Source organism: Paenibacillus sp. GCM10028914 (assembly GCF_042666275.1).
Lineage (GTDB): Bacteria > Bacillota > Bacilli > Paenibacillales > Paenibacillaceae > Paenibacillus_AQ.
The window spans coordinates 110765-124654 of sequence record NZ_JBHTFO010000004.1 but is presented as its reverse complement, the minus strand read 5'-3'; the positions used below and the strand labels follow the sequence as shown (position 1 = coordinate 124654).

Here is a 13890-nt window from a genome sequence, read left to right as displayed (position 1 = left end):
TCTCAAAATGGTTACTACTACGTTTTACACTTCCAAATAGGCGCCTTGCTCTTTAAGAATCTGCTGTACTTCCTTGATGTTTACATCTTGAACGTCGATCTCTTCTTTCGCAGCCAGCGCTGCTGCAACCCCTCCGGCATGGCCGATAGCACCTGTTGTCGGTGTCGTCCGCATCGCCGCCTGCGCCTCAAACGTGGCTGATATGCAGCGACCAATAACGATGAGGTTACGAACCGAATCGGTAATCATGCAGGAGTATGGAATGCTGTACATACCGCCCCATTCCAGCTTCTGATGCTTCGTTCCCTCTCCATCCGGACTATGGATATCAATCGGATAGCCTGAATGGGCAATCGCATCCTCGAACATACGCTGTTCCAATAAATCCTCTGCCGTGAGCGTATACACGCCTTTGATCTGCCGGGAACCCCGGACACCAATGCTCGGACCTGTTGATTCCACGACTGCGTTCTCGAAGCCAGGGATATATTTCCTCACAAATAACTCCAGTTCACGGCACTGTTTCCGCCCTACCATCTCTGCGCGGCTCAAACTCATCGCATCTGTTGCATCGTGCCCCAAAATCCGAGTTGTGTTCATGATGACTTCACCCGGGTTGTTCGTCTCGAAGAACAGAATGTTCTCACGCGGGATCGAAATCTCGCCCTTGGCCTTTGCTTCCTTGAACAGACTGTCGAATCCTCCAACTGAGAGCCGAGATGACTTCTCGATAATGGACGTATCACCGTTGTATAAAGGGAAGTCTTCCGGATGCGCATGAATATATTGCTTAACCTTCGGGATGTCCACGTTATACATTTTCATCTTCAAGGTCATCGGCTGCATGGCCCCATCCGATTCCCTTCCCTTCGTAAACTCTGCTCCGGCTCCAACGGACAAATCACCATCACCCGTACCATCAATAAATACGGATCCTTCAATTTCGCTGAGCCCTGACTTGTTGCACACCGTGATGCTCACGATTCGGCCATTCTCTGTCTTCACGCCTGCCAGCATCGTGTGATATAAAATCTCTCCACCGCTTTCGGTTACCATGAGCTCAAGCTCATGTTTCATCGCTTCCGCATCAAACGGTGTTACTGAATATGTAAAACCGACGGTGTCAAAAATATGTCCCGGCGATTTCCCCAATTTCTTTAACCGTTCAATGAGTTGATCTGTAAATCCCTGAATCGCAAGCTTCTCACCGGCGTGAAAGGTCATCATCGGACCCACACCGTTTGCGGTAAGTGTCCCTCCCAAAAATCCGTGAGATTCTACTATTAGTGTTCTTGCTCCAGAACTTGCTGCCGCCACGGCAGCCATCGCTCCGGAAATACCTCCACCCATTACGATAACGTCATACTTCGGCATACCCTCCATCTGCGTCTTCACTCCTCTGGGTCATCATATTTTTGTGATTTCTTATCCTTAGATTACCAAAGCAAAATAACAATGTAAATGCTTTCAGGAAAATATTTTTCTAAATATCCGAAAATACCGAAAATGATTTACCATTAACTAAACGTCCTAAATTTTAGGAAATAGCAACATTATGAAATAAGAAAACGTCTTAAATTATAAGTTCATTTCATTGTGAGGGAGGTCTAACATGCGATCTGTATTACTTACTGTACTCAGTTTATTCATCAGCTTATCTCTATTTGGATGCAGTTCCAGCACCTCTAATTCGGGATCAGGGACGGACGTTAAAGACGTTAACGAGCATAGTAATAAGGATTCAGCGCCAGGAATGGAAGGTTATGTCGTAGATCAACAGGATGGAGAAATCCTCGTGGTTGACAGTGTTCCGAAGAATTACAGTGCTTCAGGCGGAAAACCTGAATTCTATAACGCGATCTGGTTCTCCTATGGTCAGAAGAACGTTGCTGTTGGTCAGAAGGTTCAAGTCTGGTTTAATTTAGTTAAGCAGTCATATCCGGGTCAATCGACCGCAGAAAAATTACGTGTTGTACCTGCTCCAAAACCAGATCAGGCCAATATAGATGAGGCGGAAGCGATACGCCAAGCTTTAGCAGAACCTGCAGAAGATAACCCTGCTGTTCCTGTCATTAAAGCTGTAAAGTATGATGAAGCGTCGGATAAATGGATGGTTAGTATTAAACGAGGAGATGAAGTTACGGATATTCAGATCGATGATAAATAAAGTACCTAGGTTGTCATCGTAATGCACTCCATTCATCCTATGATTCAAAATTAAATTTAGGCCATGCAATAAAGAGAGAAACCACTAAATTTATTCTAGAAGATAGGAGATAGCGATGAAGCGATTCATAGGCTTTATAATTCTGGCTTCCATCATCCTAAGTGGATGTACTTCAGAGAAAGAATTTACCCGGGAGACAGCGGAAGCTGATATGCTGGAGCTCATCCCGCCATGCGGCAATAGTCTTCAGTCGTTCAATACAATCACAGAAACTGAGCAGACTGAATCGGGCTACATCTTTAAGGTCATACAAAACTGTGAACCAGTGAATGGAGAAGGACCAAAGATGGAGACGATCTATCGATATGAAGTCACGCCTGATGATATCATACTGATTGAATAACGATGTAAATAAAAAAGGGGCAGCACTAGGTTAATTAGCCTGGATCTGCCCCTTTGCCTGTCCAATATGTTACGAGGTTAAATCTTGATCAACTATTCTCATCTTGCGGACAGGAAATCCGCTTGTCACCGAGCGGATTCTATACCACCTTCACACTTCCCGGTAACTGCTCTGCAGGATCAATATCCACCTTACAGCGGGATACCCGATTCCGTCCCTCCTGCTTCGCTTTATACAAAGCTCCATCACTTAGCTTGTAGAGCTTATCTAGTGGCAATAGTTGTTCTGCCGTCACGGTTACAACACCAATACTAAGCGTATACGAGATAGGCAACTTGCCATAACTCTGCTCCACCGTACGGCGAATGGACTCAGCCATCTCCCCCGACTGTCTCTCATCTGCTCCAGGGAGTAACACTGCGAACTCATCTCCCCCATACCTTCCTAGCAGATCGCTATCTTGAAGCACGCTCTTCACCTTACAAGCATATTCTCGCAGCACCATATCTCCTGTATCATGACCATAGGTGTCGTTAATCATCTTGAATTGATCGATGTCCATAAGTAAGAAGGAAACGGGATAACCTTGTTTTTGACAGTCCTCTATCGACTTCTTAGCCTCTAGAATAAACTTCCGACGATTCCAGATCCCCGTCAGATCATCGTAGCTTGCAAGCTTATGGAGCTCCCGATCACTCTTCTCTTTAGACAACAGAACAAAGCCTGTATTGCCCACAAACATCAGCAGGAATAGCGACAAAAAGGACATGGCCTGATAAATACTAGGCTCAAAAAAGGTTACCGTTACAAGTGGTGAGATCATCGCGCGAATCATTGCGCCTACAGCGATCAGACAGTACATCCATCCTATTACTCGCATCAACATGGAGCCGTTCTTTCTAATCAACATACGAATAACAGGTAATACAAGCATCAGTCCCATCCCGCAAGAACCCAATACAATTCTGTTCGTTTCGGTGTTCGCTACCATAATGATGAGATGGAATAACAGAATACAAAGAGACGTTAATACAATATACAGTCGCAGCGTTTTACGATGAAAAGCATCCATTGCCCTTAACAGAGCGATTGCTTCAAGTGCAGCCCCCATAAATAAAGCTGTATTTGCCATAGAAACCGTGAATATATCGGGGATTCCTCCCCGAAACATAGCCAGTCCCCAGCCGAATGCCTGCATCCATTTTGCTCCGTAAAATGCATTAACCGCACGATCCTTGTTCTGTCCATGCCGATATGCCGTAATCAGAATAATCGTGAATAGATGCCCTACAACCAAAAATACAAAAGCCGTTTGCATATCCAGATCGAAATTCATTTTTTATTCTCACCATCTTAAGATTCTTTATTTCGACTTATTTCGACCTAAATCAGGAAAATCCTCTTTTTTACAGAAATATCTAAATATTTGGTTGAATCATACAAAAAAAAGTTGCCAAGTTTCCTTGGCAACCACTTAAAAAATTTTATATTTTAACGATCCACTGATAAGCTTTTTACTTACTTCACTCGCCAGCTTTGGCTACAGAATCTGACTGTCTGGAGATAATAAACAAGACGATCCATATCATCAGAAACCCGAGAATTTGTTCAGCGGTTACGATTTCTTTAAACACAACCCAGTTAATCAACACCCCAGCTGTCGGAAAGCTTAGTTCCGCAAGCGTAGCTACAGAAGCTTTGGTCGTAGTAAGACCTTTATAATAAACCAGCAGACTGAGTAGACCCGGCAAAAGCGCCTGTCCGATCAGATTCAGGGATACCCCGGCAAATGCAGCAGTTCCGAACTCAGGCAAATTCCATCCGGCGCCTTCATTCAAAGTAATTAACGCAAGCAGCGGAAGGGCCAATACAAAGCGCAGTGAGGTAACCGTCTCTACCTTCATTTGACCAACCATCAAGCGCCCCATAACCGTAGATCCGCCCCATAGAGCAGCCGCTCCGAGAGATAATAGACTTCCTACCTGAATAAAATCACTCCAGTGTCCAATCGGAAATGTCATACCGAATGTAAGCAGGTACGTTCCCGCTAAAGCAATAACCATAAGAATACCGAAGTGACGCGGGAGCTTTTCTTTAAGCAATAAGGCTGCCAGAATAATTGCGAACAGGGGCTGAAGCTTTTGCAGAAGCAGTACAGCATTCAGATTCCCGCTTGAGAGACCCATCGTGAACAATATGGTTGCAATTGCAGAGCCACCCCAAGATATAAAGAGTAACGCTCCAACCTGTTTCCAGCCAACCCTCTTCAATTCTTGACGATTTCTCCATAGTACCGGAATCGCCACGAGCGCGATAATCACGTGCTCAAGAAGTACGATTTGGGATGATGTCATATTTTTCAGAAGCATGACCCGGAATAGAGGATCTACCCCCCAGAGGGCCGCCCCCAATACAACTAACCAAAAACCATATTTCGGATTACTGTTTTCCTTAGCCGTACGTTTTGACTGTACTTTCATACCTGTGTTGATGTTTTCCATGTTGCTGTCTCCTGTCCTTGAATACGGAGTCTTACCAGCAGAAAGCCCCCGTAATCGACAGTGTCGACTAATACGGGGGCTGACCAAATAAGCCTACTGTAGAAGTAAAATTCCACAGCAAACCTATGTTTGATCTTCTCCCATCCGGACTTTACCGTCGGCCTTGGAATTACACCAAGTCAGTCACTGCCTTAAATTTCACAGCAGCGAGTCGCGGGCTGAAGCTCATTCATACGAATGAACCATCACCGCCGGTCAGGAATTTCACCTTACCCCGAAGATCCATATTCATTTATTTTAGATTTTTATTTCGTAATGCATTGAATAACCTGAACTTATAATACTAAAAATTAATATAATACGCTGATAAAAAAATCACAATTAAATTATAACACGAATAGTTTCATGTAAATACAACATACTTACAGAAAATCATGTTAATTTTCGAAAACTAACCCTACTGAGAATTATATAGCAAATATAGTTTAGTTTCCACCCCTAATTTTTTATTATGAAATTTCCCACATAAATAAGGGGGTCCCGTAAGATCCTAGATCTGTTGGGACTCCCCTCTGTACTTCTTAACTGTTATAACTAACCACGATAAACTCCAAAGTTTGAAATTGTCGGACACCATCTGGATTCGGTAATCTTAAGGCGAATATATCGTGAAGTCACATTGTCGAACCGGCATATACGCTTGTAGCCAACAACCGTTCCGCTCCAGAGCGGCTTCCATTCACCATCCTGCTGAACTTCCAGCTCAAACTTCTCGATCCGCTGGCTATATCGGTTCTCCTGCAGGACAATATGGTTAAACTCTTTCTCTTCCTGGAGATCAACTTCAATTGTTGCCTGCTCCGTCCCCTCTTCAGGGCACCAGTAGGTATCAGGATTCCCATCCAAGATGAGGTTAGCATCATGCCCACTCATAGACTCTGATGCCTGAGCGGAAGCTCCCTCGGCCAGATTCGTTCTGAACGTGTTCCGAATTGCTTCACCCAGTTCACGCAGACGAGCTCGGTCATTCTCATGAATAAGGCCGCGCTTATCCGGCGGTAAGTTCAGCAGAAAGGTTGCATTTCCGCCGACGGAACCGTAATACACTTGAAGCAGCTCTTCCAGTGATTTAACCTTGTCATCTTCCGAAGCATGATAGAACCAGCCTGGGCGAATCGATGTATTGACTTCCGCAGGATACCAGACCAGATCTCGTTCCTTGCTAATAATCTCACGGCTTCCAAGGTCACGGTCGGTTGAGTCGTAACGCTTAGCGAATTCGCCGTCATCCACCTGCTGGGATTTCTCCTGAATTTGCTCATTTGAGCGAAGGGAAACGGGTACAACACTCCATTCCGATTCCCGGCAAACACCTGCTTCGTTCCCACACCAACGGATATCCGGTCCACACACATTAATAACCGCATTCGGTTGCAGTTCCCGAATCAGATCATAGTACGCGTCCCAATCATACTCTTGTCGCTTGCCATTCGGACCCTCGCCGCAAGCACCATCGAACCATACACAAAATATATCTCCGTAATTCGTTAGCAACTCTCTTAATTGATTCAGAAAGTATGCATTGTACTTCGGGGAATCCCCGTAAGTCTGCTCATGACGATCCCATGGGGACAAATATACACCGAATTTAATTCCGCCTTTGCGGCAGGCATCAGCTACTTCTTTCACGATGTCCCCTTGACCATCTTTCCAAGGGCTGCTCTTCACCGAATGATCCGTGTACTGACTCGGCCATAAGCAAAATCCATCGTGATGTTTACAAGTAAGGATCAGTCCCTTCATGCCCGCGTCACGGCATGCTTCTACCCACTGGTCAGCATCAAATTCTACAGGATTAAAGATAGCCGGGTCTTCATCGCCATGGCCCCATTCTTTATCCGTGTACGTATTGATCGTAAAGTGAATAAAAGAGTAAAACTCCATTTCCTGCACAGCTACCTGTCGTTCTGAAGGCTTCACCTTGGCAGCGTACTTAATCAGATCGTCCATCTCGTTTCCTCCGTAGCTCTAAGTTTGAAGAACATGGTTATTCTTTAGCCAGTGCTTTCTGGTAAGCCGCAAGATAAGCATCCAACTGCATCCCTTTGAATCCATTTACATAGTTCTCCCAATCCTTCTCAATATCCTTGTTACCCGTTACAAATTGTGCGAGATTCGAGTCCACATAATCCGTTATTGTCTTCGACATTTGTGTAACGATTAACGCATCCGCTGGATCGATAAATACATCGGTAGGATATACGATTTCCGGTTTCGCAAATGGCTCATACTTTTTCGCAGCTAGCCACAAACGGTAATCAATCGCACCTTTACCAAGTGGATCTGCCGGAGCTGCGAACGATTCACGGATCGAGTTAAGCATCTGCATTGTCCCTAATTGCCACCACGTATTTGCCAGTTGTGTTTGTCCACTAGACGACTGATCTTTCGTAACGACATCATACTTCGCAGGATCACCATTATAGTCGAGCTGACCGCTGTCTGCTTTTTTATAACCTTCTCCTTCAAAGCCCCATGTTGTATGAACCGTTCCTTCTTCGGAGAAGAGGTAATCTGCCAGACGAATTGCTGCAATCTGTTCTTCCTTCGTTGCTTTATTCGTAATTACAAACTGTCCTGCACCAGCACCTACGGTATATCCTGCTAATTGAACACCTTCTGGTCCCTTAAGTGGTGGAACAACATCGTAAGCTTTATGACGTGTGTTGTTATCATCATTAACTTCAAACACGCCTCCAATATTCGCAGTACCTACGCTACCTACAACCACATCAGGCTTGTTGGCCAGTTGTTTAACAGCATCAACGTTTTGTGTAAATGCAGCTTTATCCATTAACCCTTCCTGGAATAGCTTATGTAAATACTTCACGCCTTCTTTCCATTCTGGCTGTGTAGGAGCGAAGATTACCTGTCCATCTTTAATCATTAAACCGGTTCCATCATTATAAATAAAAGCGTTCATTAGGAAGGTCTCTACACCGCCACCCCAGTCATTATTGGAGGTCGTGAATGGAATCTCATCTGCCTTGCCATTACCATTCGGGTCTTTCTCCTTAAAAGCCTTCATAACTTGATAAAATTCTTCCGTTGTTGTCGGCATATCCAAGTCCAGCGCTTCAAGCCACTCTGTATTAATCCACAATCTTTGATAATATGTACAGTGCAAACATTCATTGATTTTCGGAAGCGCGTAGATATTACCATCCGGAGCAACCATTCCCGCTTTCAAATAGGACACATCTTCCATCGCTTTCTTAATATTCGGCGCATACTGTTCGATCAAATCATTCAGTGGAATAAAGGCACCTTGCTGGCCATACTTCACCTGATCCGCCTTCGACATTCCCGCACCAAGAATAACTGCCGGGTAATCTCCGCTCGCTAACAATAATAACTTCTTGTCATTAAAAGCAGCTTCCGGGGAAGTACTCCAGTTGAATTTAATGTTAAGCGTTTCTTCTAAGTGCTTCGAAAACTTATTGACATCCAAATTTTCAATACCGACCGTTTGTGGAGCAAACACACTGAGTTCAACCGGTTTATTTGGATCTTGCGGAGTATTTGCGGAATTACTCTCTTCACCTTTTGAACCACACGCTGATAAAACCATGGTAAGGACCAACATCAGACTCATTACTTTGAGCAAATTTCTTTTCACTTGAACAGCCTCCCTTTTATTTAAATACTTCTCGATATGGATTTATTCATAAACCGATTGCTGATCATCACCTCCCTTACAGGTGAACTCCTTATCCTTTCAAAGATCCGATCATAACCCCTTTAACAAAGTGTTTCTGAACAAACGGGTAAATGATCAAAACAGGAGCGCTGGATACAACAATCAATGAATATTTCAATAAGTCCTTGAGTCCTTGTTGCATCAAAACATTGTTAACATCCTTGTACATATCGGAATTTTCAGAATTCAGAATAAGGAGATTCCGCAGGAAAATCTGTAGCGGGAACATGTGACTGTCCTTCAAATAAATCAATGCGTTAAAGTAAGCATTCCAGTGACCGACCGCATACATCAGGAACAATACGGCTATAATCGGCTTGGATAATGGAATAACCATCTGAAGGAAGAACTTCATATCACTACAGCCATCGATTTGCGCAGCTTCATGAAGCTCATCAGGAAGCGACTGAAAGAACGTTCTCGCTATAATAACCTGAAAGACTGCAAAGGCTCCCGGGAGAATCATAGCCCATCTTGTATCCAAAATACCGAGCGACTTTACAAGCAGGTAATTGGGAATCAATCCTCCATCAAAAAACATCGTGAAGACAAGAAGCAGCATCATAATGTTACGACCATAAAATGTTTTTCGTGCAAGAGGATATGCCATCATAATAGTGAATGAAACATTCAACAGCGTACCAAATACCGTGTAAAAAAGAGAGTTGCCAAATCCAATCCATATATCCGAATTCTGAAATACAGCCTTGTAGCCAATGAGCGTAAAGTCAACAGGCCATAACCAAACTCTACCAGACGTAACCGCAGCGGGTGAGCTGAAGGAAGCGCTCACAATATGTAACAGCGGAAACAAAATAACAATGAAGACTAATGCCAGAAATAAATACACAAATCCAATAAATATACGATCTGTCACTGATTCTTTAATACTGGTACCACCCAAGGTCATCGCCTCCTACCACAAGCTATTGGAAGATATTTTTTTCGCTACGAAATTCACGATAATGAGCAGCGTAAAATTAATCACGGAGTTAAACAATCCGATCGCTGTTGAGAAGCTGAAGTTCGCACCAAGCAAACCGACTTTATATACATAGGTAGAAATGACCTCCGATGTATTTTGATTAAGTGGATTTTGCATCAGGTATATCTTCTCAAATCCAAGGCTCATGATCTGTCCAAGACTTAGAATCAGCATAATCACAATTACCGGAATCAAGCTTGGGATATCAATATTAAAGATCTTCTGGAACCGGGTCGCGCCGTCTACCTTAGCTGCCTCGTACAATTCAGGGTTTACACCGGATAACGCAGCAATGTAGATGATCGCTCCATAGCCCATGTTCTGCCACACATCTGACCATACATAGATGGACTTAAAAAGCTCCGACTTTCCGAGGAAATCGATCGGCTCAAGACCTAATGCTCTGTAAATGTTACTAAGGAGCCCTACATTCGGTGACAGGTTCACGATGAGGATCGACACAATAATAACGGTTGATATGAAGTATGGTGCATAGGTAACCATCTGAACCGATTTTTTGAATACACCGTTTCGAATTTCATTCAAGGCAAGTGCCAATATAATCGGGGCAGGAAATCCGACCAGCAGCCCATATAATGAGATCAGTAATGTGTTCCTTAAATAATCCCAGAAGTAAGGCGCATCTAACAACTGTTGAAAATACTTGAATCCTGCCCACGGGCTTCCCAAGATTCCCTCTACAAGGTTATAGTCCTTAAATGCAATCACAACACCGAACATCGGGACGTATTTAAAAATAATAATGTAGAGAAGCGGTAAAGCAACAAGTAAATAAAACTGCCAGTGTCTCTTCATTTGTTGCAGTGCATGCCTACCCGTTCTGTTCGGATGCACAAGGGGTTCCCGCCTTGGAACAGGTTTACTGCTTATACTAGCCATCAAGCCACTCTCCTTTGCCTTTCAGTTAATCTCATGTTAAACAGGAGGGCGTGCATGCAGCAATAAACAAGAATCTCGTCACAACTATTTTCCGCAAAAACCTTATAAACGGGCATTCTCAAGCCTCTTTGCCGCGATAAACCTTTTTCTTCGGACCAACTAAATTCCGTAATTGCTAAGTAATCGGCTAAGTAGAAACGCCCCCAGCGTCTAATAGACACCAGAGGCGTTATCAATCATGCTAGGCATTCTTCTTGCTTGTCTGATCCCGGTACTCACCTGGAGACATGCTTACCACTTTCTTGAACATACGACCAAATGATATCGCATTCGTGTAACCAACCTCTTCGGCAATTTCCTGAATGGAACGGTGCGTATCTTCGAGTAGATGCCTTGCATGGTTCATACGAAGCTCAATTAGATAATCGACGAACTTCTGTCCGGTCTCTTCTTTAAATAACTTGCTCAACGATTTGGGATTCATCTGAAACTGTTCGCTTAGATAATCCAGAGATAAATTCGGATTCGAGGATTCCTTCTCCATATAGGCGCGAACACTGCGAATAATTTCGGAGTGATTTCGATTCTCTTGCAATAACAAGAGATTCTCGAAAATTTGTTCAAGCACCTGTTCGACTTGACTCTCCAATTGTTCTAGTGTGTCTGCGTTTATTAAAGCTTCACTCAAGGCTGGTTCCCCCTTAAGCTTCCAGTACTCCTGAAACTCCTTAGCCATCATATTCATTTCCCGTCCAAGGGAATAAATCATGTAGTCAGCTAGGCTGATGATATGATCTTGATTTAACATGTCCTGTTCTATATTTTTCAGAATACGCTTATACTGCATCCTCCAATCATCTCTAACTAACCGGAAGGACTGCGCCATCGCTTGGATCTGTTGGAAAAAGTCAAAGGACTTTCCTTGCTCCACCGCTTTGATCGCAGTATAAAAAATGATGGTATTCTCCCCCATAATCATTTTATACTTAAGCATTTGCATCGCCTCACTATACGATTCAGGGATAGAGGTAAATGCCTCCACTGTTCGTCCAACACCTACCGTAATCGTCAGCTTTAAATGTTCCTCCACCCATATTCGTGAATACTCCAGCACATTCATAAGCTCTTCTTCGGCCTGGTGTAATTCTGTTATTTGTACAAGCAGTCCAAGCTTCGAGCTGGAAATCCACTCAGCCCATATCGTCGTTTCATGCTTCTGAGCTGTTTCCTGAATAACACTTCTGAGGGCAAACTTCATTAAGTATTGATCCTGCTGTGTATACTGACTAACAAACTGATTAAATTTATCGATTTCAATAACACATACGGTTTGAGGTTGACTTAAATCGTTTAATGAAATCGTCTCGCGCTGCGTCTCCCACTGTGCTAAGTTCGAAGGGTACTGGCCGTCTAGAAGCTGCTGAAATAAATAGGTTTTTCTCAATAGCAAATCCTCGCGGTACTGCTGCTGATAAGAATTCGACTGCTCAAGCATATTGTTCAGTGCAGATTGGATAAAGGTAAACTCATCCTGCCGCTTTTCCTGTAACAATACATTCGTCTTATCCTGAGAAAACTTCTGAATTTGGGACACAATTTGTTCGATAGGGCGGTAATTCCTCCTGGCAACAAAGACAATCCACCCTACGCCTGCGCCTGTCATCAACAGACCTATGATAAACCAGATGTTAAACAATTGATCGACTATATTCACCCACCCGCCATGAATGAGACCACTCTCAAAGTTCCAGCCCGTTAGCGGAGAGGTAGCTGAGGAGATGAGTTTTTTATGTGTGGGATTCAAGTGATCCTCAGGAAGAATGGACTTACCTTCACCATCCAAAATATCAATATAACTAACATCTTGACTGTACATACTCTCGATCATCGCATTCAGGGAATCGACCTTGATGTTAACGATAACGAACCCATCACCACTCCGTATATAAGGAGCTTTCAGCACAAGTGAAATAACCTGTTCCGGTTCCTTAAAGGAAAACTCCTGAAAATTACGAACACCTGTCCATTTCGTCTCATAGAATGATTCAGTCAAATAACGATTAATAAACTTGTAATCAGGGTAATCCAGCAAATTAGCATTCGTTGAGTTACTAAGAATGAATTGATCATTCATCCTTACAAGATACATGGAATCCACCAAGGGATAGGAAATCTTGAAGTTCTTCATAAATTGAACCACTTTGATGTTTAAATAATAATCACTCTGTTTCCCATCGTTAAAGAAAACCGAAAGTTCCGGATTGTTTAGCATGTCACTCAAGAGCATCTGTTCAATTGTCTTCATAGAGGAATCCATAGAGGTTATCGCTTGAAGCAGCAAGGTCTCATTCGCTTTCGTCGCTTCTTTTCGACTCTGATCGCTGAGCATTTGAAAGAACACGAAGAAAATAAATGAAACGACGATAAAAAAGGCAGGCATATAAGATAATAGCTGTCTATAAAACCACGATTTTCTCTTCATATTCCCTCCTGTGTAATGTACTGTACAAGATGCTAGTGTCCAATCAAACGAAATGTAAACGTATTCAAAAATAAAACCACAGAATCAAAAAACTTATTCTTTGGTTATTATAGTACGATCACAGCTAAAATGTACACATTTGGAAAGTAATTGACTTTAAGAAGACAAAAGCTTTATACTCATATTTATTTTAGTGGGTAAATATTTTAAAAGCTATACTAAATTTTGAATGAATCAGGAGGTGAAGAAATGCCAACCCGGAGTAACTTAACCGAGTTTGAAGAACTATACTTGGAATTCCAGCGCAAAGTATCGGCCGAATGGCATAAGCGTATGGACAGTCTGGTTTCGGGATCACAAGCGACGATCTTATGGAAACTAGAACTTTCTGGCCCTCAAAAAGCATCCACACTCGCGGCTCAGATGAACGTTACGCCTGGAGCAATAACAAGTCTCTCAGATAAATTGATTTCCAGTGGTTATGCCATAAGAAACAGAGATCTCCATGATCGCAGAATCGTATATCTGGAAATAACAGATCAAGGACGAGAAGTATTGAAACAATTCAGAATTGAGACCAAGAGTATTATGGAGGATTTCTTTACTGGTATATCGGAAGAGGATATCAATCATTTAATTCGGATTTATCAACAGGTCTTACTGAATATAGATAAATAGAAAGAGGTGGGACG

General features: G+C 43.1%; 11 protein-coding genes and 1 riboswitch. Of the genes, 3 read left to right on the top strand and 8 right to left on the bottom strand.

Features of this window, described 5'->3' with window-relative positions; translation table 11 throughout:
* Positions 1-24: 24 nt before the first annotated feature.
* On the bottom strand, positions 25-1383 hold the full coding sequence (locus tag ACFQV5_RS03200) for an FAD-dependent oxidoreductase (RefSeq protein ID WP_379243586.1): 1359 nt from the start codon (positions 1381-1383) through the stop codon (positions 25-27).
* A 229-nt stretch (positions 1384-1612) separates the two neighbouring features.
* Here ACFQV5_RS03200 and ACFQV5_RS03195 point away from each other — a divergent pair, with 229 nt between their 5' ends.
* Together ACFQV5_RS03195 and ACFQV5_RS03190 are read left to right on the top strand one after the other, a co-directional pair.
* A complete protein-coding gene (locus ACFQV5_RS03195) occupies positions 1613-2167 on the top strand; it encodes a YobA family protein (RefSeq protein WP_379243584.1) in 555 nt (184 codons plus the stop codon).
* A gap of 115 nt (positions 2168-2282) precedes the next feature.
* A complete protein-coding gene (locus ACFQV5_RS03190; protein WP_379243582.1) occupies positions 2283-2570 on the top strand; it encodes a hypothetical protein in 288 nt (95 codons plus the stop codon).
* A gap of 139 nt (positions 2571-2709) precedes the next feature.
* On the opposite strand, the gene ACFQV5_RS03185 is transcribed toward ACFQV5_RS03190, so the two are convergent.
* The 7 genes from ACFQV5_RS03185 to ACFQV5_RS03155 form a co-directional block, all read right to left on the bottom strand.
* A complete protein-coding gene (locus tag ACFQV5_RS03185; RefSeq protein WP_379243580.1) occupies positions 2710-3906 on the bottom strand; it encodes a GGDEF domain-containing protein in 1197 nt (398 codons plus the stop codon).
* A 187-nt stretch (positions 3907-4093) separates the two neighbouring features.
* Positions 4094-5071 (bottom strand): DMT family transporter, encoded by a 978-nt coding sequence (locus tag ACFQV5_RS03180; protein WP_379243578.1) that lies wholly within the window; start codon positions 5069-5071, stop codon positions 4094-4096.
* A 128-nt stretch (positions 5072-5199) separates the two neighbouring features.
* Positions 5200-5357, bottom strand: a riboswitch (FMN riboswitch).
* Between the two features lie 308 nt (positions 5358-5665).
* Entirely contained in the window at positions 5666-7081 is a 1416-nt protein-coding gene (locus tag ACFQV5_RS03175) for an alpha-L-fucosidase (protein WP_379243576.1), read from the bottom strand.
* A gap of 37 nt (positions 7082-7118) precedes the next feature.
* The gene (locus tag ACFQV5_RS03170; protein ID WP_379243950.1) at positions 7119-8726 is read right to left on the bottom strand and encodes an ABC transporter substrate-binding protein; all 1608 of its coding nucleotides are present in this window, start codon (positions 8724-8726) and stop codon (positions 7119-7121) included.
* Positions 8727-8841: 115 nt separating this feature from the next.
* On the bottom strand, positions 8842-9741 hold the full coding sequence (locus tag ACFQV5_RS03165) for a carbohydrate ABC transporter permease (protein WP_379243574.1): 900 nt from the start codon (positions 9739-9741) through the stop codon (positions 8842-8844).
* Between the two features lie 6 nt (positions 9742-9747).
* A complete protein-coding gene (locus ACFQV5_RS03160; RefSeq protein ID WP_379243948.1) occupies positions 9748-10632 on the bottom strand; it encodes an ABC transporter permease in 885 nt (294 codons plus the stop codon).
* 325 nt (positions 10633-10957) lie between these two features.
* A complete protein-coding gene (locus ACFQV5_RS03155; protein ID WP_379243572.1) occupies positions 10958-13198 on the bottom strand; it encodes a helix-turn-helix domain-containing protein in 2241 nt (746 codons plus the stop codon).
* A gap of 249 nt (positions 13199-13447) precedes the next feature.
* Here ACFQV5_RS03155 and ACFQV5_RS03150 point away from each other — a divergent pair, with 249 nt between their 5' ends.
* Positions 13448-13876 carry a MarR family winged helix-turn-helix transcriptional regulator gene (locus tag ACFQV5_RS03150; protein WP_379243570.1) on the top strand — a complete coding sequence of 143 codons (429 nt, stop codon included), beginning with the start codon at positions 13448-13450 and terminating at the stop codon, positions 13874-13876.
* The last annotated feature ends 14 nt before the right edge of the window (positions 13877-13890 follow it).